Below are 22381 nucleotides of genomic sequence, written 5' to 3' on the forward strand. Positions count from 1 at the left end.
ATCGAGACGCGCCAGAAATCCGTCACAAGTCATCCTCCGGTGGGGGACGGTCGTGGATCGCGGTGCCCGCCGCGACCAGACCGACGGCGCGGGACACCATGGCTTGCAGCGCTTCGAGATGGTTCACGAGCCGTTCGCGGCCCTCGGGTGTGAGTCGGACCCAGGTTCGCTGCGCCTTGCTTCGCTGGGTCTGGACGATGCCCTCCCGGCGGAGCTTGCCGAGCTGGGTGGACAGCGCGGCTGGGGTGACGCCGAGCGCTGCGCAGATGAAGCCGAATTCGCACCAACGCATCTCGGCGAGCAGGGTCACGACGAACAGCCCCGCGGGCGCGAGCAGCACCGGGTCAAGATCACGGCTGAAGCTGCGGACAGCGACCGGTCGTCCCTCACGGCGCGCTCTGGCGATCACTCGTGTTCCTTCGTCACATGGTTGTCGTGTCGTGAAACGACGGTCAGGTCCCCGGCGCGCAGCCGGGGACCTGACGGCCAGTCGTGGAGCTACGCGGCAGCGGCCGAGGTTCCTCGGGCCGTGTCGTACAGCCAGGTCCGGAAGTCCGGTGCGCTGGTATACACGGTCGGCGAGACGCCCGGGTACTGGGCGGCGGCGCGGCTGCACGTGCCGACCAGTTGCGGCACACCGTCCACCAGTGCGACGGCGGGGCCGCCGGAGTCTCCGCCGCCGGGGCCGTCCGTGCCGTGCGGGTTGTTGGTGCAGATCTCGCCCGCAGACTGGCCCGCATCGGCGCACCGCTCCGGCGCCAGCACCGTCGTGCGCAACTGCTGGAGCCGCACCGGCAGGTTGCTGGTGTCCCCGTCCGGCTGGTCCGCGCCCCAGCCGTACAGCGTCGCCCGATCACCCGGTCGGGCGGTGTGTCCGGCGAGCTGGATCGGCTGCACTGTCACCGGGTGATCCAGCTTGAGCAGCGCGATATCGTCCACCGGCTGCTCCGGCGCCCCCGCCGCCCACTGCCAGCCCGGGTGCACCTTGATCTCGACCACCCGGGCGGTCTCGCCACCCCGGGTGCGGTCCTTCGAGCCCACGCGCACCGTGAAGGTCCGGGCCGACACGGGGATGTGCGTAGTGTCGCCGGGCATGTCGGTAACACAGTGCGCGTTGGTCACCACCCAGCTCCGGAACACCAACGCGCCACCACACCAGGGAGCAGCGAACCGGCCGTAGGCGGGCGCGTCATACACCATCGACGCCACCCAGCTCGTGTCCCCGGTCGCAGCGCTGCCGCCGACAATCTCCGGTTGCGCAGCGGACGCGGTGCTGGCGCCGAGCAGGCCCGGCAGTACCAACGCGGCCACGGTGCACGCGATTCCGATTGTTCTCAACACTCCTCTTTCCGTTGTGTACCAACAAACTCCGGGCGTCTCGCTCGGAGGGTTCAGGGCCGCTCGTCCGGCTCCTGACGACCAGTGGGCAACTCCGGATCGGGCGTCGGTGTCCGGCGCAAGCACGACACGCACGGCATCCCCTGTATCCGGTCGAGGTGCTCAAGCTCGCCGTGACCGAACGAGGTCCCACAGAACGCGGTCAGCCGCTCCGGCACGGTGTCCCCGGTCGGCACTTCGAACACGTGCACCACCCGGCGCGTCTCACCCACGACACCTGGCAACGGGCGCCCGAACACCAGCCGGACCGTCACCGCGCACCCCGCAGGGCGTGGCGACCGGCGGGAACGGATGCGATCGGGACGCTATCCGCTCCCGCCGGGGTTGGGGTCCGGCCGTTTCGCTCCGGTGCCGGTCGTGGCTGTTGACGCGGGATAGTTGGCGGAAGGGCGGGGAACTGGGAGCCGCGAAGCAAGCGACGCCAAGCTGACAGCTTCCGATGCCGCGTTCGTCGGATGCGTTGCTCCACGGTCGGGAGGGTTGAGCGGGCGATCAGAAATGCATGACACTTTGGACAGAGGCGACCGGGCGGCAGGAGCATCGAGCCAGTCAGCACGACATGCCCGCAGAGTGCCTCGTACCGCCCTTGGGTGTTGTCGCGCCTGCCGCGAGCGAACTCCTCGTCGGTGACTGCATGGTCTATGCCGTCGCGTTCACTTCGGTGCCAACAGACATACAGTCCGGCGCGCCGGCCCAGCCGTGACACGTCGCTCACGATTCCTCCGCTACCTACCCAGCTGACCAGCTGGAACGAGCTGTATGATCTGAAATCAGCCTCTCTCATGCGCTCATTTAGGCGACAGGCCACGGGGAGGCCATAGCGGGGACATGACGAGGGACCGGACAGCGAAAAGGGGTCGGCATGGCGGCCGGTGACAGGCGAGAGGACCCGCCGCGCACGGTGCTTGAGCAGAAGCTCAGGGAGCGGAATCAGACGCACGCCGAGTTCGCCGAGGCTGCCGAAGACTTCGCTCGGACCTTCGGGGAGCCCGGCACGCTCAGCGAGCGGCATCTAAAACGGCTGGTCGCCGGGCGCAATCCGGACGGATCACCGCTCGGCCGCCTACGACCGGCCACAGCGCGACTGCTGGAACGGATGCTAGGGCTGACCGTCGATGAGCTACTGTCTCCGCCCGACGCGTTCCGTCCGGCCGACACAGGAGAACTTGAGCTACGGCAGATGCTCAGCGCTTCCCGCCGCGTGAGCGCAGAGGTTCTGGCTCTGCTCCACGAGCAGCTCACCGCCGTTCGCCGACTTGACCGGCAGTTGGGCGCAATCACAGCGCACGAGGAGGTAGCGACCAAGATCCGACAAGTCATGCGTCTCCGGTCGCACAGCTTGACTCCGAGCACCCGCAGTCGACTTGCAACGCTGCTTGCCGAATTCGGCACGCTCGCCGGGTGGCAGACGCTCGACATGGGGTCTGTTGCTGACTCATGGCAGTACTACGAACGAGCCAAGGCAGCAGCCAGCGAGTCCGGGGACGCGGCGTTCGAGATACACAGTGCCGCTGAGCAAGCCTTTGTGCTGATAGAGGTGGACGAGACGTCGGCCGCCGTGGAACTACTGCAAGTCACGGAGAAGCGCGCCGACCGTGCCGCTGGCCGCCTGCTCCGTTCCTGGCTTGCCGCCGCGCTCGGCGAAGCGCTCGCGGCAAATGGGCAGCGCTCGGCAAGTTTGCGGGCTTTCGACCGCGCAGCAGCACTATTGCCCGTTGGCGAGTCCGCTGTGGACGGCCCTTATGTAGTCCTCGATCCGGTGCATCTTGCGCGCTGGCGCGGTCACGCGCTCGCAAGGATCGGAGAACCTGAAGCGGTCGACGTGCTTTCGTCGGCGCTGACGCGCCTCGATCCGACGTTCATTCGAGCGGAAACGGCACTGCGCGTCGACTTGGCGATCGCCTTTCTGACGATGGGCGAGCGTGAGCAAGGACGAATACATGCCAAGCGTGCGCGCGGCTTGGCTGTCGAGATTGGATCATCTCGACAGCAACGAAGGGTCGCCCAGCTCAGAGCTTCGCTGCGTTAGTTAGTCTCTTACAGTGTTCGTAGCCCTGTCGCTGTTTTCCGTGAGTAAACGACAGTCGCTCGGACATTTGCGGGTTGTCCGCGAGTCTCGAATGGGAGTATGGTAAGAATTCAGAGTGTTAAACTCAGTGACCTTTCAGGCAGCAATCACGAGCGCCATAACTGCCGCCGCAGTAACCATGATACTGGATGTCTTACTGAGACCTTATCTTGAGGTTCGAAAAGATCGAATTGTCTCGGCGGCACGAGACAAACGCGATCTCATTGTCAGTATCAGAGTAAGTGCGTCGACAATAATTAGTCTGACTACGAGCACCGAGGCAAGCGAGAGTCACCTTCGTAAAGGTATCGATACATGCACAAGGCTTTTGGCTTTGACTGCCAGCATTCGGTGCTCCCCCAAAACGCGTAGGGTTTGCGACGAGGCAATAAGCACTGTTCGCTCAAGCTTGACAGCTACTCTAGAGGCCTTTGAAATAGCCGAGCGAGTGACGAATGTGGCAGCAGATCGAGACGCCGTGACCGAAGTTGCGAAGCAGTTTTTCCGTGATCAACACTCAGAACTGTTCCAGATCATGATCTTCGCGCAAGGGTTGCTGAGGACTTCACCATGGAAGATTCGAGCCATCCACGCTCACATTCGAGAACTGAAAAGAGTAATGGAAGAACACAGGGAGAGAATTCGGTCTCTGGGAGCCCCTGAATGAACTACATTGCTCGCCCTGTCGGATGCAAACTTCAGTCCGTCATAGAGGTCATAATAATTACGTGGTCGTCGGGGTTCTGTTGTTGCCGGCGATCACTTAGCTGAGTGAATAATACAGGCCACTTGACAAAGAACAATCATTCACTTTGGGATTAGAGGCCATCGATGAACCATTTCGCGAATGGCACCATTAGGCCGATTGGTACAGCCAAGGTTGCGTAGGGAAAATAACTCACCAGGCTGTCGCGCCAGAGTTTTCGCCAATTGACCTTCTGAGATCTATGATAATCGGCATCTGAATGATTTTCCGATGCATCGATAGCGATCGCATACTCTCTTTGAAGTTCATTGAGACGCTGTCGCGTGGCTTGACTTGGATCGTTGGCAACATCCTCGGCAGCGAGCGATATTTGTTGGATGCGCTTGTAGCTTGCTTCCATTGCCCTTGCTCTGCCTCCATAGTTAACGGACGACACGACGAGCGAGGAAACAAGGGAAAGAATCGCCAGTGCCGCCATGAGCGTGTCGCCGCCGGTGCCATACATCGGCCGATTCACTAATAGCCCAACCGAGGCTATTGTTGTTGACGTAGAGAGAGCGATCATTGAGGTGTTCCACGCGTTGTTTCGTCGCCCCAAGCGCTGATGTGCCCTTACTCGGGCAAGATAGGTCTTATATGCTCGCTCTTCGAGTCGACTAGCCCCCTCGGTGACAGCCTTCGATTCAATACTCTTGAGCGAATCTTCCTGAATTTCCTCTTGCAAAGTCCACCTCTTTCGCACTGGAGCCGTTGACTTGCTTGTTTGTAACAGTTTAGTACTCGCGGGACGTCCTCGGTGCTTTAGGTCGAACCTCGCCATAGGTGATCGTATGCCGGCACGGTGTTGTTACGGTGGCCAGGGGCTGGCCCCAACGGTGCACTGGAGGATTCGACTTCAGGCCTGGACAGTAATCCGATCCCATGCGATCATAGAGGGGTGCCGAGGGTAGACTGGTCCGAGATTCTCGATCTTAAGCGGGCTCTGCATAATCTCAATCAAGAAATGTTTCAGGACTGGCATCATGATCCGTGGGGATGGCCAGAGCTTAGCTATATCTGCCAGCGGGAGCGAGAGATTGCATTTGGCCACTGCAATGCGACTGGCATGCAACATGTAGATCTGATCGATGTTCCCAAGGAAAATTGGGGAACTCGACCCGCTGTCGTACTCGACACATCTGATCGCCTAATTTATCAGGCAATCGTTGACCGGTTAAGTCTGGATCTCATTGGAGATCTGTCATCGACAACATACGGTTGGCGACTTCCGCCTGTATCTCCTGAGCGGGGATCGTACTCCCACAATAATCGACAGTGGGAGTGGTATGTTGGACATTTAAATCTCTTGTCTGACCAGCAGGCGGCTTTATGTACCGACATAGTATCTTTTTTCAGCAGCATTCCTGCCAATAGTGTGCTAGATGAAATAGAACGGCGAACCGCAAAAGGTGCACCTACGGAGCGCCTGTGCGACCTTCTTGGCGACTTTCAAAGAACCCGAAATAGATCTGGTATACCTCAGCGGTCGACGGCCTCGGCCATTATTGCGAACATGTACCTTCGACCATTAGATGATGTACTTGTGCATCATGCTCCCATACTCCATGTGCCACTATCTGATATTACCTATCGTGGCTGCGCAAGGTGGATGGACGACATTTGGCTGTTCTGCCCAGATCCTGCTTCGGCCAGGCGGGCGCAGATGGAAATTCAATCGGTGGCTCAAAGTCTCGGCTTGCACTTGAATTACGCAAAAACTGAGGTGTTCGAGGGCGAAGATGTGGTTTCCAGAGTGTTGGATATCGAGCATAGTGCAATTGATGGCGCGATCGTAAATGACGAGAACATGGAACCATTAGAGGAGTTAGTCGACAGAATATTAACGGAGCCGGAAAAGGCCGGCAGAACGAGCATTAATTTCGCGGCAACACGGATGCGGGATAACTCACATTCCTATAGGTCGAACGACTTGTTGCATGCGGCCGTTCGGATGCCGCACGCAGCAGACGCCTGGTCGAGAGTCTTCAAGGAGAACTTCACCAGTCCAGAACTGCAGGAATGGTACTTGGATTATGCTTCGAGCAACTGGGCCACGCATCAATGGTCGCTTGCACACTACGGCAGAATGTTTACAAGCCTTGAGCGGCCTGAAGCGGATTTGATTCAGTATTTCTCGACAGTTGTGCGTGACGCTAACACTGAACTGCCATTATTAGCCGTGGCGGCGCAGCGCCTCTGCGCTTGGGATGCAGAAGAAGGCAGGAGCGCCTGTCGTGATGCCCATGGTAGAGCATCGACACCGCATGCTCGGCGAGTGCTTTCATTGGCGGCACTAGGAGCGAATGAACAAAGAAGTACGGTAAAGCGCTGGCTTGATGAAGATAGGGAAAACTATCCGACTGTAAAGATGCTCGAATTCATGAATTACCATCCGCCGCGAATCACTAAAATTTTCTTGACGTAGTCAACCAATGTCAGGCGAGGTGTCGAATTCTATTGGTGGCTATTCGCGGAGATGTCGAACTGGTTGCCAGTCTCCGACGCGCGTCCTGGGAGTCGCGAAGTCTGGCTCTGAGTGCGAAGCAGAAGGCCGTAGGCTGCGCAGTGTGGCTGATGAGCATGGGTCGTGGAAGACGTTCGGTGAGCGGCTGGTCTACGACAACCGGTGGGTGAAGGTCGGGTTGACGGATGTCGAGGCGCCGAACGGCGAGCGCTGGGAGTACCACGTGGTGCACCTGGCACGAATCGCTATCGCGCTGATCGTGAACGACCAGGAAGAGGCGCTGATGCTCTGGCGCTACCGCTTCGCCACTAAGCAGTGGGGCTATGAGCTGCTGGGCGGCATGGTCGACGACGGCGACGACTCGGCGGGCACAGCCGCGCGGGAGGCTGCCGAGGAGAGCGGCTGGCGGCCGGTCGGCGAACCGGAGCACCTTGTCAGCTTCGAGCCGCTGCCCGGGCAGGTCACGGCACCGGTTGACGTGTACCTGTGGCGGGAAGCCGAGCACGTCGGCGACCCGACCGACACTGAAGAGGTGGGCCGGGTCGAGTGGGTGCCGTTGTCGCGGGTGAACGAGCTTGCGCAGCGTCAGGAGCTGCTCGGGTCTGGCACGCTGGTGTCCTTGCTCTACTACCTCAACTCACGCCGGGCGTGAGTCGCCGGGCAGCACGAGCCGTTCCAGTCGGCGACGTAGCCGGACGGACCTGACCTGGGAAATGATCCGCCGGGCCTGCTGCGCGTAGGTCCGTGCGGCCTCCCGGTCCCCGGCCGCGCTGTAGGCAAGCGCAAGGTCCACGTACACGGCAGCGCCCGCCCGGACGAACGACGACGACCGGGCGTCGTCCACCAGCCGTTCCAGTTGATCGATGGCCTCCGGTGCGCCGAGGTGGACGAGCGCGTTGCCGCGCCAGCGGTCCAGGTGGGTGCCGCCCAGGAACAGGAACGGCAGCTCGGGGTGTACGACTTCGGACGGCCGAAGCGCGTCGGACTCGTCGAACGCGCGCAGGGAGTCGTCCCCGTGTCCGGCGATGGCGTGGCCTTCCCCTTCGGCGGCGGCCAGCCACGCGCGCAGCAGGCGCGGCGCCTGTTTGCCGATCGAGCGTGCCTCCGCGAACAGGGCGAGCGCGTCGTCGATGTTGCCCGCGTCGATCAGCACGTATGCCTGCTCGGCGGTGGCGTGCGCGAGCAGCGCGGCCGAGCCAGCTTCGAGCGCGGCGGACTTCGCGCGTTCGTAGTGGGTCCACGCTTGCGTGAGTGAGCCGATGTCGAGCGAGTTCCAGCCGGCCAGCGTGGACGCCTCGACCAGCACCCCGGCCAGCGGCGCCCGGTCGCGCCGCAACAGCGTGTGCTGAAGCCGATCCTCAACCTCGATGATCTGGCCACGCAGCCGCTCCAGCCGGGCGGCCGAGCCGAACCGGCGGTCAGCATGGCGGACGCCGTCAACCTCCTGGCGAAACCCCGCGATGATCGCGGCGTCGACACGCTTGGCGACGACGAGCCGTTCGGCCAGCTCCTCGCCGATCGCGGCGTCACCAGATGGGAGACCGAGTTCCGCGTCGGTGCGGCCGTAAATCTCGCGCAGGACGGCGCGCATCGGCGGTTCCGGCGTGACATGCCCGTTCTCCCACCGGGATATGTCCGTCTTCCGACTCGGGACCGAACGCTCCGACAATCCGTGAGCCGCAGCGCGCGCGTTGATGGCTCGCGCGAGCTTTTCCTGACTCCAGCCGACCGCGTTCCGAGCGGCCTGCAAGGGGCTTATCGACGTCATGACGCTGCCCCGCGATAACGGCCGCGACCTGCGGAAATAACACAAGTTAACACGGGGTGTGTCATCCGCTGCCAGCTCCCGCCAGCCGCGAAAATGCCGTTTCTTAGAGGCATGACACACGACAGGACCACCCGCCGGACGGCCCCAGAGGCCGACCGCGAAAAGGGATTCGCGCTAACCGCGCGGATCACCATCACGACGAATCAGCTTGGTGAGATCGGCCAGTTGATCGGTGATCTGCGTCAGCCGCTGCTCGATGACGGCCAGCCGCGCCGACACGGCGTCTTCCATGTCCTCACGGGGCTGGCCCAGCGCCGGCGGGATGCGGCCGTGCAGCACGGCGAGCAGGTGTTGCGGGTGCAGGCCAAGCGCGACGGCCAGGGCTTCAAGGGTGCGGTCGCTGCGCTTGCGCTCCACGGTGTGGTTCTGGATTTCGCGGACGATGGCCTGGGAGACCTGCGAGCGCTCGGCGAGCTCGCGTTGCTTCCATCCGAGCTCGTTCACGCGCTCGTTGATGGTCTTCGCGACCGCCGCCCAGTCTTCCGACACCCATTCCTCCGTGGTCCGCCTCAGCGCCGACATTAGCGCCTAACGGATTCCGCGGCGCCGAGATCGACATCGCGTCGCGCATTCGGACCATTCTCAAGCCTTCATGCGACTAAATCAGCTTTCTTTTTCAGCTCAAATCAGCTGAACGACTCTAAGGGCTCACTCCAATGCAGAAGAAGAACATTCCTGACGCCGGTGGTCCGGCGTTCTACTCACTAGCCGACGCCGCGTGGATTCTCGGCATCGACCGCAACGAGATCCATCGCGCTATCCGGGTCGGCTCACTCCGCGCAGAGCGGCGCCGCACCCGGCTCGTCATCCCGGCCGCCGAGCTGCGGCGCGTGCTCGACGGGGGTGCGCGATGACCGAAAACGACTACGAGGAGATGGCTGCTCGGCTCGACCGGTACGCCGACGTGCCGGACGCCGTGCTCAACGAACTGGTGACCGGGGACGGTCTGTGTTTCTGGGCGTTCGACCGGGCCGACATGCCGGAACTGTCCGGCGAGGACTCGCCGGACCGGGAGTTGGCCGCGCGCATGTGTGCCGGGTGCCCGGTGATCGACGAATGCCGGGAGCTGGACTTGCGGACGTCCGGGCCGGACACGGTCGGGGTGTGGGGTGCGCTGCCGGACACCGACCGGCGTGCCCTGTATCCGAAGTGGCTGCGCCGCCGCCGGGGTGGTGAGGCGCGATGACGGTCAACCTCACGCCGACACAGATCCTCGCCGGAGTCGGAGTGCTGCTCGCGCTGTTCATGGTGCGGCGCTACAGCGCCCGCAAGGCGCGGCGGGCGGCCGACGCGGCGCGGGCGAGTTCGCGGGTGGTGTCGCTGGCCGGGCGGGTGCTGTTCACGGGTGCGGCGTTCACGGGCGTTCAGTGGCTAGTGATCACGCACGTGCACAACCCGACCTTGGTCCTGGTGGTCCTCGGACTGCCGGACCTGATCGCGGCCTACGTCCTGACGCGTGCCCTGACGGTCACGTCGATGGATACCACCACGCACCGTCGCCGGGGTGGTGGTCGCCGATGACCACCACCAACCACAACCAGACCGTGCCGGATCGGGCGCGGCGGCTGGCCGACGACGCGAGTGAGGCTGCAGAGGTGCGCCGCTGGCAGACCCACCCCGACGTGGTGGCGTTGCGTGTCGAGCGGGTTCGGGCGCAGGTGGATCGGTTGTGCTGGTCCGGGATCGTGCTCGGGTTGGCGTTCACCACGGCCAACGTGCAGTGGTTCGCCGCCGCCGGGTCCGCGTTCGGGTCACTGCCGTGGCTGACAGCGTGGCTGCTGGACCCGACCGTGTGCCTGATCCTGCTGGCGATCCTGCGGGCCGAGCAAGTCACCGCGCGATACCAGGTCCACACGGGAGCGTGGGTGCGGACGGCGAAGTGGCTCACGCTGGCCGCTACCTACGTGATGAACACCTGGTCATCGTGGGCGGCCAGGTCGCCGGCCGGGGTGGTGCTGCACTCGGTACCGCCGCTGGTGGTCTTCGTCGCCGCCGAAGCCGTGACCGATCTGCGGGACAAGCTCACCGACGCGGTGACGGTGGCGTTCACGAACGCCACCGACCAGGCGAGCGTTCGTGCACCGGTGGCCCCGGTCCAGGAACCGACCACACCGGTCCACGAACCGATCACACTAGTTCGCGAACCGGCCGCATCGGTCCGTGAACTGAGCGTGCCGGGCCGTGAACCAGCGGCACCGGAACCGGCGGCACCGCGTCGGAAGCGTCCGGCCCGGCGGAAACTGTTCGCCGACTTCATCACCGACGCGCGCGCAGCGTGGACCCCGGGGGTGGAGGTAACCCCGGCGTGGGTTCGCGACGTGACTGGGTGTTCCCGTGGCGTGTCCTTCCGGGTCGCTGCTGCCTTGTCCGCCGACGCGGAGAAGGAGGCGCGCGAGGATGACTGACCAGAATCCGGAGGACTACGAGCGCGCCGCGCTGGCCCGCAGCGGCGGTCGGGACGTCGAGCACGTCGGCCCGGTGTTCGACGGTGAGTTGATCGACGACACGTTGCCCCAGCCACGCGCCCGAGCGGCCGTGCGTCGGGTGTCGTCGTGGCGGCAACGCTACCGCGACGCGGTCGCGCGGGTGTGGCGGTCCGGGCCGGTGGTACGGGCACGGTCGGTGGCCGCCTACCGGGCACGGAAGGCCCCGCTCGACGTTGCGCGGCTGGTGTGGTTCGTGCTGCGCGGGAACTGGCGGTGGCTGGTCAAGTTCTGGATGTGGGCCACCTACGCCGATCTGCGGGCGGACGCCCGCCGGGCGCGGCTGGCAGGGGATGCCGAAGCGCGGCGGGCCGCGCAGGAGCTGATCCGCTCCGATGCCACGGCGCGGTGGGCCAAGCTCGGGATCGTGCTCCGCCGGATGGTGATCACGCTACGGGTAGCCGCCCCGGTCGCTGCGGTCCTGTGGCTGGTCAACTCGGTGATGGACCGAGCGGACATGTGGCCATGGCTGGCGAACGTCTACACGGGAGTGGAAGCCGTGTGGTCGGCGCTTACCCTCGTGGTCCCGCTGCTGCTGATCGTGGCACCGGCAGTGTGGGCCGTGGCATCGGCGTTCGAAGGCCGTGACCGCACTCCGGGCGCGGGTTGGCTGGTCCGGCCGGACCGGGACGACGCTGATTCGTGGATTGACGAGCGGATGATTTCGAAAGCTTTGGCACACCTAGGAATCAGCCCGCTCAATCGGTTCTTCAAGGACGGCGGCACACTCGTCTACACCGTCGCTGCCCGGACGGACGGAGATGGGACGTACGCGCAGGTTCGGCTCCCGCTCGGCGTGACGGCCGACATGGTTGCCGCGCAACGGCCCAAGCTCGCGGCGAACCTCGGGCGTGCCGCGTTGGAGACCTGGCCGACCAAGGGTGATGAGGACGGGATTCTTGACCTGTGGGTCGCCGACAAGGGCGTCTTGCGGGGCGGTGCCGGCGAGTGGCCGCTGGTCCACGAGGGACAGGTCGATCTGTTCGAGGGTGTCCCGTTCGGACTGTCCCAGCGTGGCCTGGTCATCAACGCGCCGCTGATCGGGGTCAACTGGCTGATCGGCGGCCGACCAGGGCAAGGAAAGTCGGCCGCGTTGCGGACGCTGCTGCTCGGCGCGGCACTCGACCCAACGGCCGAACTGTGGGTGTTCGTGATGGGCGAGTCATCCGACTTCGACCCGTTCACGCCGCGCCTGTCCCGCTACCGGATGGGGATGGACGACAGCGTGGCCGAAGCGGCAACGCAAGCGTTGGTTGACCTGCTGTCCGAAATGGAGCGACGCGGCAAGGCGCTCGGGGAACAGCCCGGGCGTCCGCCGAAGGTGTCGCGCAAGCTCGCCGACAAGCACGGGCTCGGGCTACACCCGCTGGTGTGCGGGATCGATGAGTGCCACGAACTGTTCCAGCACCCCAAGTTCGGCAAGAAAGCCGCCGAACTGGCCGTCAGGTTAATCAAGCGAGGACGCAAGTACGGCATTGTGCTGCTACTGGCCACCCAGTCACCCACCAAGGACAGCATCCCGAGGGAGGTCACCCGCAACGTCTCCTGCGGAGTCGCGTTCTCCGTCGCCGATCAGGTCGCCAACGACGGCCTACTCGGCTCGGGCAAATACGCGGCCGGCATCCGCGCGACAGAACTACGGATCAACACCGACCGGGGAACCTGCGTCGCGGTCGGCATCACAGATGAGACGTTCGAGCTGGTCCGCACGTTCTACGTCCCGTTCGAAGACGGGGCCGACGACGTCACCCCGGTCATCGCGCGAGCCGTGGCGTTGATCGAACAGATGGGCTGGGCGGTCGAGTCCAGTGCGCAGCCGGAGATCGAAGCGGCACCGGTCGCCGACCACCTGGCCGACGTCGACGCGGCGATGGACGGGGAACGTCGCGTCCGGACACAAGCGATCCTCACGCGACTCGCCCGGCACGATCCCGGCGAGTACGAGAGGTGGACATTCAGGGACCTCACGGCCGCGCTCGCCGCGTACGGGATCGCGCCCGTCAAGTCCGACGGAAACAAGGTGGTTCGCGCTGAAGACGTGGCTGCCGCGCTCGCCGACCGGGACCGGGATGGCAGGGAGCCGGACGGGGACCCGGCAGGAAGTCAGGGAGTTCTCCCTACTGCCTCCCTGAACCAAAGTCCCTGGGCTGACCAGGGGAAACACAGCGAAGGGACCTCAGGGACCCACCACCCGGACAACGCCGGATCGGACCAGAAACCGGGTGTTGCCGGGGACGCGCCCGGGTCCCTCCCCGGCTCCCGCCGACGGCCGAGGGGAGGTGATTAACCCTTGGCCAACCACCCCACACATGATCACCAACCGACCAGCCCGCGACACACCCGGAAAGGCAGCAACCTTGACCGCAACCCCCATCGCAGGACCGGACACACCAACCAGGGCGACGGTCCCCCAGACAGCAACCCGGACGACACCAACAGCGGCAGCCCGGACGACAGCGGGACGCGATCGGAGGACACCGACCGGCCCCGACGCGACCGGCAGAGCGCCGCCTCAGCGCAGAACGGCACATCCGAGATCTCCGAGGAGTCCCGCGCGTACTGGCGGCCGATCGTCGCAGCGATGGCACCGATGACGAGCGAAGAACTCGCCGACGTCGCCGCCATCCTGCGCCGCATTGATCACCGCCTTGCGACCGAACACGACGGCCTACCTTGAAACCTTCGCGCGGCGCAGGCCCAGCAACCTGGGTCCGCGCCGCGCGCGGCCGGTGTGCACAACCCGGCCCCGTACCGCCGGAGGTAGGAGGCTCAAGTCCTTCTGGACCCACAGCTGCAAGCACCCGACATGACAGCCGCCATGAAATCGAGGCCTTGCCGTATTAGTCTGCTCAGAGCAAAGGTCATGCCATCGACAGCAGGCCGGTTACAAGTGGCCATTTACAACGTTATTTCTTGCAACTTGGAATGGTCAAAAAAGCGATTCCGATAGACGACCGGGACGCTAAGCGGAGACACCTAAGGGCGTCGACTGTCGCCGATCACGTCTGTCACCTGCGGAAACACCCGCCCCCCTGGTTGGTTCGGGTGTTTCCGCAGGCGTCTGTCACGCCTGACCAGATGACCTAGTTTTATCCCTCGAAAATGGCATGCGTCATAACCCACCCAACCTCATCTGGGTATTTTTTTAACTGACCCGCCGTTCGCGTCGATTCGGAGGCTCGGAGCAATCCTTTCGGCCCTGACCGCAAGACCAGTCAATAACACGATGGCGAGGCAAGCGCATGCCAACTGCAGGGGGGTGGGTGGCCCGGCGAAGTTGGAGGCGAGGTTGGCCCCGGTGGCGAGCGCAGTCACAGCGACGGCCGCGCAGGCCCCCGGTGTCAACTTGCGTGCCATGTGGAGCACACTACCTCGGCCCTGGTCCGGCTGCCACGACGTCGTTCACTCGATATCGGGATGCTGGCTGGATCGACGTCCCTCGTCGATCTGGCCAAGGGGAGGACGCTGCGTTGCGTACGTTTGTCGCCGATCAGACCACACGCCACAACCCCGGCGACCGTGGTTGCCGGGGTTGTGGCGTATCTCGACTGGGTTTGGTGGTTGCCGCTGCCTCAGGTCAGGTGCGGTGTCCCTGGGGTGGGGCCCGTTCTTACGGGCCGCCGGCGAGTTGGGTGGCGTTCCAACCCGCCACGAGCTTCGCGAACGCCTCCGGGGTGAGTAGCTTGAGCCGGGTCCGGTCGAACACCCGTTTGCCGGTACGCGACCCCGGGAGCACGGTCAGCCTATCCGCGCCGATCGCGCGGGTCAGCATCCCCCGCTTCTCCGCGACATCCCCACCGTTCCACTCTGCCACCAGCGTCGCCGCCGACGCGGCTTCGGTCGGCCCTTCCGGCACCCCGGCGGAGAGAGTGTCCCGCTCGGCGATCAGCCGGGCCAGATCGGCCACCAACGGTTCGTTCGCGACATCGAACGCATCGAGGGTCATCTTCCGCGCCCCCACCCGCGCCGACAGGCCCGCTTGCAGCTTCTCGACATCCTCGATCTCCGCGCGGACCGCCGCCAACCGTTCATGCGCTCGGGTTTTCAGCTCAGCGAGCTCGGAGGTGTGCCGCTCATCCGAGAGCCGTTCCACCGTGAACGTCAACAACTCCGCATCGACCGCGCGCCGGTCGATGAACACCCGGCCGCACCCGCGCCGCTGCTTGGCACAAAAGTACGTCGCCCGCACGGTCTCGTCCGGATAGGTCTTGCCGGTGACCGTGCGGGCGGTCAGCTTCCGGCCGCACACCCCGCACCGCAGAATCCCCGTCCCCACATGCGACTGACCCGCCACCCGGCCGCGTTTGCGCCCGGCGAACATCGCCTGTAGCCGGTCGTAGGTGCGCTGGTCCAGGATCGGTTCCCCCTCCATCCGGCCCGCCACGATGCCGTTGTGCGCGACGTAGCCGCCCAGGGCAGGGCGTTGCATGGTCGCGGTCGCCGACGCGTGCACCCACTCCCGGCCCGCCGCCGTGCGGACACCCGCCGCGTTCCACAGGTCAACCACCTTGCCCATCGACCCGTCTTCGGACAGCAGTAGTTTCGCGGCGTCGCGCAGTGCCTGCCGCTCGGTCGCCACCAGTTCCGCCGACACCTCCGGGCGGTCGGCCTCCGTCTGCTTCTTGCCCGGTGTCCAGGTCGCGTCCTTGCCGGGGAAGCCGAACCGGCGCGGCCCGCCGGTCGTCCGGCCCTGCTTGCGGAAGGTCTCGAACCGCCGCTTGATCCGCCGCGACGTGTCATCCGACGATCGGGCCGCGTGCGCGACCTCGATCCGCAGGATGAACCGATCATCCGGATCAGCCAAGTCCCGCTCGCCTCGCGCCGAATAGACCTTGTAGCCGTTCTCGGCAAGCTCGATCAGCTTCTCCAGATCCGGCGGCTGCCGGAACAGCCGGTCGGTGTGCCAGACCACACACCCGTCCGATACGCCCGCCTGCACCCGCTCCAGCAGCCGTTCCCACCCTGGACGGCGGACGCCCTTCTTCCACGCCGACAACCCGTCCGACAACTCCAGACCGAGCACACCGCCAGCCCGGTCGATCACGCTCCGGTTGTCGGCATGCTGGTCCTCCACCTTCTCCAGCTCACCCGTCTCCGGCACCTTCGACAACCGCCCGTATGAGTCCAGCACCAACGGCACCGCGGCGCCCTGACCAGCGCTAACCTTGTCGTCGTCACCCATACCAATGACAGTAGGTCAACAGAAGATGGGTCGCCAATGGCACATTGAGAGACTTGAAGTCCCTCAATGTGCCATTCACGGACCTACCGCAGGACTAGATCTTCGCGCATTGCCCGGCGGCGGGGCCGCGGACGGTGTTCGGCAGGTCGTAGTCCGTCGGTGCCGGCGAATTGAGTGCGCACGCCAGCGGGCCGCCCACGGTGCTCGACGTCAGCACCGGCCCGTGGTTGCCGGTCAGCGCGACCGGGCCGCCCACCTGGGTCAGCTCGATCGCCACCTGACCGGTCGTCCCCGTCAGAGCCACCGGGCCGTCCACCTTGGTGCGGTTGAGCACGACCTGCCCGGCGCCCGTGGCCGCCAGCGGGCCCTTGATCTCACCGCCGCGGACCACCAGTGACGCGCCGCCGGACACCGTCACCGGGCCCGAAACCGTCGCGTCCTGCAGGCACACCGTCCCCGACGTCACCGACAGCGGCCCGTTGGACGCGCCCGTGATCGTGCGAGTGCAGGCCGCGTCCGGCTTGCCCAGCAACTCGAACTCCGCCAGCGAAGCCGGGGCGCCGGTGCTGGTCGCGGTGACCTCGAGCTTGTAGTAGGCGTAGTGCGCCGGGTTGGCCACCTTGAACGCGCGGGTCTGCTGCCGCCAGCTGAACCCCTGGTTCGCCTGCTGGTCGGCCACCGCCCACGTCTTGCCGTCGTAGGAGCCCTTCAGCGTCCAGCTCTTCGGGTCGCCCGCACCGGTCTGGGACGTCAGCGTGTAGTGCGTGACGGCCTCGTCGGTCGAGTTGAGCTGGTACTGGACGGCGCCGGTGACGGCGGCCTGGGTGCGCGAGGTGTTGTCGACCAGCGCCGCGGCGTCGGAACCGTCCGAAGTGGACAGCGTGCCCCGGCCGGGACCGGTCTCGTCGTGCAGCGGCGCCGGCACCGCGTCACCCGTGGTGATCGACTTCGGCGCGTCGTTCGGGCCGGTGCCCCACGACGACGGGTTCGGGCCCATGGCGAAGTCGATCGTCCCGCCGCGCGCGATCAGGTCCTGCGGCAGCGACGTCGAGGAGTACGCCTTGCCGTTGACCTTCACGCCCTGGACGTAGACGTTCTTCGCGCTGTTCGCCGGCGCGTTGATCACCAGGTTCTTCCCGCCGGCCAGGTGGATGGTGGCCTTCTTGAACAGCGGCGACCCGATCGCGTAGTTCGGGCTGCCCATCTGCAGCGGGTAGAAGCCCAGCGCGCTGAACGTCCACCACGCCGACTGCTCGCCGTTGTCCTCGTCGCCCGCGTAGCCCTGCCCGATCTCGCTGCCGGTGTAGAGCCGCGAGAGTGCTTCACGGACCTTCGCCTGCGTCTTCGACGGCTGACCCGCGTAGTCGTACATGTAGAGCGTGTGGTGCGAGGCCTGGTTGGAGTGGCCCAGCTGGCCCATCCGCACGTCCCGCGCCTCCCGCATCTCATGGATCACGCCACCGTAGGAACCCGGGAAGTTCGCGGTCTCCTGGTCGGCGAAGAACGCGTCCAGCTTCTTCGCCAGCCCCGCCTTGCCGCCGTAGAGGTTCGCCAGGCCCTGACCGTCCTGCGGCACGGAGAACGCCATGCCCCAGCCGTCGGTCTCGGTGTAGTCGATGCCCCACACCCGCGGGTCGTAGTCCTGCGGCGACCGGCTGAACTTGCCCGCCGCGTCGCGGCCCTGGAAGAACCCGACGCCCGGGTCGAACACGTTCACGTACTGCTGGGCCCGGTTGGTGAAGTATTCGTAGTTCGTCAGGTACTCCTGCTTGCGCGGGTCGCTCGCGGGAGCCTCGTCGTACAGCTTCTTCGACAGGTTCGCGATACCGAAGTCATTGACGTAACCCTCGATCGACCAGGAGAACCCGTGCTCGGCGGTGTTCGGGGAGTAGCCGAGGAAGATGCCCTCGTCGATGCCCTTGCGGCCGACCGCGTTGTTCGGCGGTGTCACCGTCGCGTCCTTCAGTGCCGCGTCGTAGAACGACTTGACGTCGAAGTTACGCACGCCCTTGAGGTAAGCGTCGGCGAACGCGACGTCGGCGCTGGTGCCCGTCATCAGGTCCGCGTAGCCCGGCGACGACCACCGCGAGATCCAGCCGCCGTCGCGGTACTGCTGCACGAACCCGTCGACCATCTTCCCGGCCATGTCCGGCGTGAGCAGCGAGTACGCCGGCCACGTCGTCCGGTAGGTGTCCCAGAAGCCGTTGTTGACGTACATCTGGCCGTCGGCGATCTTCGACCCGGTCCGGGTCGCGGTGTCCGCGCCGGTCTTCGGCGACACCGGGCTCGCGTACTTGTACGCCGGCTTCTGCGCTGTGCCGGTGTTCTCGAACTGCGAGTTCGGGTAGAGGAACAGCCGGTACAGGTTCGAGTAGAGCGTCGTGAGCTGGTCCTTCGACGCGCCCTCGACCTCGATCACCTTCAGCTGGTCGTCCCACGCCCGCTGCGCGGCGTCGCGCACCGAGTCGAATGTCGCCGCGGGGGCGATCTCCTGCGCGAGGTTCTGCTTCGCCTGGTCCACGCTGATCAGCGACGTCGCGATCCGCATGTTCACCGTCTTGTCCGCGCCCGCGTCGAAGCGCAGGTAGCCGGTGACGGCGTCGCGGCCCTGCCCGGTGAGCTTGCCGCCGGCGGTGACCGGCTTGTCGAACGTCGCGTAGACGAACATCCGGCCCGCCCCCGCGTAGACGCCGGTGTCGGTGTAGCCCGACAGCGTCCCGGCGGCGGTGTCGAGCGTGAGCCCGGCCGAGTTGTTGACGCTGTCGAAGATCAGGCTCGAATCCGCACCCGGGAAGGAGAACTTCATCATCGCCGCGTGGTCGGTCGGCGCGATCTCGGTCTTGATCCCGTTCTGGAACTGCACCCCGTAGTAGTGCGCCCGCGCGGTCTCGTCGCTGTGCTTGAACGGCAGCGCCCGCGCGTCGCGGTTGGCGTCCGGCACCCCGGCGGCCGCGGACGGCATCACCTGGAACGCTTCCCGGTCGCCCATCCACGGGCTCGGCTCATGGCTCACGCTGAACGCCTGCAGCTGCGGCAGGTTCTGGGCGTTGTTCTGGGTGCTGTAGTTGTAGAGCCAGCTGCTCGAGCCCGCGTCGGTGACCGGGGTCCAGAAGTTGAACCCGTGCGGTACCGCCGTGGCCGGGAAGTTGTTGCCCCGGGAGAACGTGCCGTTGGCCATCGTGCCCCGCGTGGTGATCACGTTGTCACTCGGGCGGAGGCTCGCCGGTGGCGTCGGAGTGGCCGAGACCTTGACGTCGTCGAGCCACCCCTGCAGTGAGCCGGGGCCGTTCGGGTTGTCGTAGCCGACGAGGATCCGGTCGATCGTCTTGCCCTTGGCGACCTGCCCGATCGCCGAACGCACCAGGTTCCACTGGTTGGCGTAGAGCACCTTCGACGCGCCCTGGCCCTCCGGCGTCAGCGGGAAGCCGTACTGGTCGGTCGCGCCGAGGTCGCGCAGCTGGGTGCCGTCGGTGAAGACCAGGTCGAGCGCGACGTTCGTGCTCGGGTACTTCAGGTCGCCGGTGATGAACTGCGGCTGCACCTCGTACGACAGCTCGGTCGAGGCGACGACCGGGATGTTCACGTCGAAGATCTTGTTGTACGACCAGCCGTGCCCGGCCGCGGTCTGGCTGCCCGAGTAGCGGAACGCCTTGAGCCCGGTGAAGCCGGCGCGGTTCTTGTTCGTGTACCCGCTGGTCGGGCCGGAGTCGACGAAGCTGCGCATGTTCGGCAGCGGCGGTGGTGCGGGCTCGTCGTTGGCCAGCAGCAGTTCCGACAGCTGCAGGATCGGGCCGCCGTTGTTGCGCGTGACGTTGAGCCGGAAGTACTTGTACGGCGCGGCCGGCGCGGCCAGCTTGTAGTCCTTCTGCTGGAACCGCGCGGTGAACGCCTGGTCGGTCTGGGAGTCCAGGTCGGTCCACGCGCTCGCGTCGTTCGAGCCCTGGAGCGTCCAGTCCTTCGGGTCGCGCTCGGCGAAGTCGTTGGCCGAGGAGATCGCGTAGTGCGTGATCGAGGTGCCCTCCGACAGCGTGATCTGCGCCCACGCCGTCGGGTCCCACGACAGCCACTTCGTGTCCGTGGTGCCGTCGACGAGGTTCGACACCACCTCGCCGCCCGAGGTGTTCTCGCTGCTCGCGCTGGTCTCGGTGACCTTGCCGCGGATGTCGCCCGGGATGGAGGTGCCGTTGGCGCCGTTCACGCCGGACGCGCGTGGCTTGCCCGCCGCGTCGGTGTCGACCGCGTCGGTCCACGTCGGCTGGACGTCACCCGCCTCGAAGGAGGACGAGAAGTCGGGGGGAAGAGCGTCTTCGGCGGCGGCCGCCGAGGCCGCGGGAAGGGCGACCAGGCCGGCGGCGACCACGGCGGCGGTCACCAGGAAAACGACCGGCGGTCTGGCGCTTCGGGGCATCGTTGCTCCAAGCTCTGGAGGACGGATTCACGGGCGCCGCGCTGGCGGGACCGGCGGCGCCCAGGAAGCGAAACGCGCGGGTGACATCGATGTCAAGGCCGCCCGCCAAACCTGGCCAGAACTGGACAACGCGGAAATCGGGGGCCCGATGAGACCGTTCAGGATCTTCACCGCCATCGCCACGCTGACACTCGCCACCATCACGTTCGCCCCGGCAGCCACCGCCGCGACGGAGTCCGCCGTCCGGCCGGTGACCGCCTGCGCCGGCCTGGCCCACGGGTACGCCCTCTCGGGCGCGGCCACGCACGTCACCTCGGCGGCCGTCGTCGCGGCCACCGGCACCGACCCCGAGTACTGCGGGGTGAAGGGCTACGTCGAACCCGCCGTGCAGTTCGAGCTGCGCCTGCCCACCAAGACCTACGCCGGCCGCTACCTCCAGTACGGCTGCGGCGGCTTCTGCGGCCTGGTCAACCCACCCGAGTTCGCCGACTGCGGCCTGCCCCACGGTGGCGACGTCGCGGTCGCCGCCACCGACGACGGGCACGTCGGCAAGACCCCCGCCGTCGTCGACGACGGCAGCTGGGGCGCGAACGACCAAGCCGCCCGCGACGACTTCGAGTTCCGCGCACCCCACGTGGTCTCACGCGCCTCGAAGGCGATCATCCAGGCGTTCTACGGTGCCCCGCCGAAGAAGTCCTACTTCACCGGCTGCTCCGACGGCGGCCGCGAAGGCCTCCAGCTGGCCCAGCGCTACCCGGCCGACTTCGACGGCGTCGTCGCCGGCGCACCCGCGAATTACTGGAGCCCGCTGCTGGAGTTCCAGGCCTGGCTCGCGCGGGTCGACACCGCCGCCGACGGCAGCCCGATCCTCACCGCGGCGAAGCTGCCGGCCCTGCACAACGCCGTGCTCGCCGCCTGCGACCGCCTCGACGGGCTCGCCGACGGCCAGCTCGACGACCCGCGCGCCTGCCACTTCGACCCGGCGGCACTCACCTGCGCCGGCGCGGACACGCCGTCGTGCCTCACCCCGGCCCAGGTCGCGGCGACCCGCAGGATCTACTCGCCACCCACCGACGGCCACGGCACGCTGCTCTACCCCGGCGGCGAACAGCCGGGCTCGGAGCTGTCCTGGGCCGGCTGGATCATCCCGACCCCCGAGACCGGTGGCGTCAGCTTCGCTCGCAGCCTCGCCGACAACTACCTGCGCTACCTCGGCTACCCGATCGGCGCGCCGGCCTCGACCGTCGGCACCTTCGCCTTCACCAAGCGCGAGTTCGACCGGCTCACCCCCGAAGGCGTCCGGTACAACGCGATGAGCCTCGACCTGTCGGCGTTCCAGCGGCGCGGCGGCAAGCTCGTGCTCTGGCACGGCTGGGCCGACGAGGCCATCCCGCCGGCCGGCACGCTCGACTACTACCAGCGGCTCACCCACGGCCACGGCCAGGACTGGGCGCGGCTGTTCATGGTCCCGTCGCTCTACCACTGCGGCGGCGGCACCACGCTCACCGAGTTCGACCCGCTGAAGGAACTGGTCGCCTGGGTGGAACGCGGCGCCGCGCCCACGGTGGTCACCGCGACCGGCCGGGACGCCACCGGCCACGTCACCCGCACCCGGCCGGTGTTCACCTACCCGCAGCGCGCGGTCTACGACGGCACCGGCAGCATCGACGACGCGGCCAACTTCCGCCCGGCGCCGCCCACGGCACCGGTCCGCGACGTCGTCCACTGGGCGGGCGACGGGCTGTACGCGATCCCGGGCCCCATCGCGCGGTAAACACATCCCGCGGGTCCGGCGTCGCCGCTAA

The 22381-nt window shown here is 66.0% G+C and carries 18 protein-coding genes; 10 read left to right on the plus strand and 8 right to left on the minus strand.

The genetic code is table 11. The annotated features are described in order from the left end of the window. Positions 1-22: 22 nt before the first annotated feature. From A3CE_RS49670 to A3CE_RS0100395, 3 genes are all read right to left on the minus strand, one after another. Positions 23-409, minus strand: coding sequence for a transcriptional regulator (locus A3CE_RS49670; protein WP_084641144.1), 387 nt, complete (start codon positions 407-409; stop codon positions 23-25). 89 nt (positions 410-498) lie between these two features. Further along, entirely contained in the window at positions 499-1338 is an 840-nt protein-coding gene (locus A3CE_RS0100390; protein ID WP_245589405.1) for a S1 family peptidase, read from the minus strand. 53 nt (positions 1339-1391) lie between these two features. Continuing rightward, positions 1392-1652, minus strand: coding sequence for a hypothetical protein (locus A3CE_RS0100395; protein WP_020638077.1), 261 nt, complete (start codon positions 1650-1652; stop codon positions 1392-1394). Positions 1653-2260: 608 nt separating this feature from the next. On the opposite strand from A3CE_RS0100395, the gene A3CE_RS0100400 reads away from it, so the two are divergent. Further along, entirely contained in the window at positions 2261-3427 is a 1167-nt protein-coding gene (locus A3CE_RS0100400) for an NsdA family TPR-like regulatory protein (RefSeq protein ID WP_020638078.1), read from the plus strand. Positions 3428-4284: 857 nt separating this feature from the next. Here the strand turns inward: A3CE_RS0100400 and A3CE_RS55945 are convergent. Further along, positions 4285-4896, minus strand: a complete 612-nt coding sequence (locus A3CE_RS55945) for an SLATT domain-containing protein (RefSeq protein ID WP_169523901.1) — start codon at positions 4894-4896, stop codon at positions 4285-4287. 213 nt (positions 4897-5109) lie between these two features. Here A3CE_RS55945 and A3CE_RS54575 point away from each other — a divergent pair, with 213 nt between their 5' ends. Together A3CE_RS54575 and A3CE_RS0100405 are read left to right on the plus strand one after the other, a co-directional pair. Continuing rightward, entirely contained in the window at positions 5110-6636 is a 1527-nt protein-coding gene (locus tag A3CE_RS54575) for an RNA-directed DNA polymerase (protein WP_125591559.1), read from the plus strand. Between the two features lie 142 nt (positions 6637-6778). Further along, the gene (locus tag A3CE_RS0100405; RefSeq protein ID WP_020638079.1) at positions 6779-7327 is read left to right on the plus strand and encodes an NUDIX hydrolase; all 549 of its coding nucleotides are present in this window, start codon (positions 6779-6781) and stop codon (positions 7325-7327) included. On the opposite strand, the gene A3CE_RS0100410 is transcribed toward A3CE_RS0100405, so the two are convergent. Continuing rightward, positions 7313-8266: an NsdA family TPR-like regulatory protein gene (locus tag A3CE_RS0100410; RefSeq protein WP_020638080.1), complete on the minus strand. Its 954-nt coding sequence runs from the start codon at positions 8264-8266 to the stop codon at positions 7313-7315. The two genes, A3CE_RS0100405 and A3CE_RS0100410, sit on opposite strands and share 15 nt — an antisense overlap. Before the next feature lie 351 nt (positions 8267-8617). After that, positions 8618-8992: a helix-turn-helix domain-containing protein gene (locus A3CE_RS0100415; RefSeq protein ID WP_026468017.1), complete on the minus strand. Its 375-nt coding sequence runs from the start codon at positions 8990-8992 to the stop codon at positions 8618-8620. 167 nt (positions 8993-9159) lie between these two features. Between A3CE_RS0100415 and A3CE_RS0100420 the strand changes: the two genes are divergently transcribed. The 6 genes from A3CE_RS0100420 to A3CE_RS55950 all read left to right on the plus strand — a co-directional run bounded on the left by A3CE_RS0100420 (position 9160) and on the right by A3CE_RS55950 (position 13663). Further along, positions 9160-9357 (plus strand): helix-turn-helix domain-containing protein, encoded by a 198-nt coding sequence (locus tag A3CE_RS0100420; RefSeq protein ID WP_020638082.1) that lies wholly within the window; start codon positions 9160-9162, stop codon positions 9355-9357. Continuing rightward, positions 9354-9689: a WhiB family transcriptional regulator gene (locus A3CE_RS0100425; RefSeq protein WP_020638083.1), complete on the plus strand. Its 336-nt coding sequence runs from the start codon at positions 9354-9356 to the stop codon at positions 9687-9689. The genes A3CE_RS0100420 and A3CE_RS0100425 overlap by 4 nt, the downstream gene beginning before the upstream one ends. Continuing rightward, positions 9686-10024, plus strand: coding sequence for a hypothetical protein (locus A3CE_RS0100430; RefSeq protein ID WP_020638084.1), 339 nt, complete (start codon positions 9686-9688; stop codon positions 10022-10024). Before A3CE_RS0100425 ends, A3CE_RS0100430 begins: the two co-directional genes overlap by 4 nt. Beyond that, positions 10021-10908 carry a hypothetical protein gene (locus tag A3CE_RS0100435; RefSeq protein WP_020638085.1) on the plus strand — a complete coding sequence of 296 codons (888 nt, stop codon included), beginning with the start codon at positions 10021-10023 and terminating at the stop codon, positions 10906-10908. The genes A3CE_RS0100430 and A3CE_RS0100435 overlap by 4 nt, the downstream gene beginning before the upstream one ends. A 217-nt stretch (positions 10909-11125) precedes the next feature. After that, positions 11126-13273, plus strand: a complete 2148-nt coding sequence (locus tag A3CE_RS0100440) for an FtsK/SpoIIIE domain-containing protein (RefSeq protein WP_245589406.1) — start codon at positions 11126-11128, stop codon at positions 13271-13273. Between the two features lie 3 nt (positions 13274-13276). After that, positions 13277-13663 carry a hypothetical protein gene (locus A3CE_RS55950; protein WP_125591561.1) on the plus strand — a complete coding sequence of 129 codons (387 nt, stop codon included), beginning with the start codon at positions 13277-13279 and terminating at the stop codon, positions 13661-13663. Between the two features lie 933 nt (positions 13664-14596). On the opposite strand, the gene A3CE_RS0100450 is transcribed toward A3CE_RS55950, so the two are convergent. After that, positions 14597-16168: a recombinase family protein gene (locus A3CE_RS0100450; RefSeq protein ID WP_125591563.1), complete on the minus strand. Its 1572-nt coding sequence runs from the start codon at positions 16166-16168 to the stop codon at positions 14597-14599. 94 nt (positions 16169-16262) lie between these two features. Continuing rightward, entirely contained in the window at positions 16263-20576 is a 4314-nt protein-coding gene (locus tag A3CE_RS0100455; RefSeq protein WP_043790581.1) for a GH92 family glycosyl hydrolase, read from the minus strand. 148 nt (positions 20577-20724) lie between these two features. Between A3CE_RS0100455 and A3CE_RS0100460 the strand changes: the two genes are divergently transcribed. Next, positions 20725-22350, plus strand: coding sequence for a tannase/feruloyl esterase family alpha/beta hydrolase (locus A3CE_RS0100460; protein ID WP_020638090.1), 1626 nt, complete (start codon positions 20725-20727; stop codon positions 22348-22350). Positions 22351-22381 lie beyond the last annotated feature (31 nt).

The organism is Amycolatopsis balhimycina FH 1894, from assembly GCF_000384295.1.
GTDB lineage: Bacteria > Actinomycetota > Actinomycetes > Mycobacteriales > Pseudonocardiaceae > Amycolatopsis > Amycolatopsis balhimycina.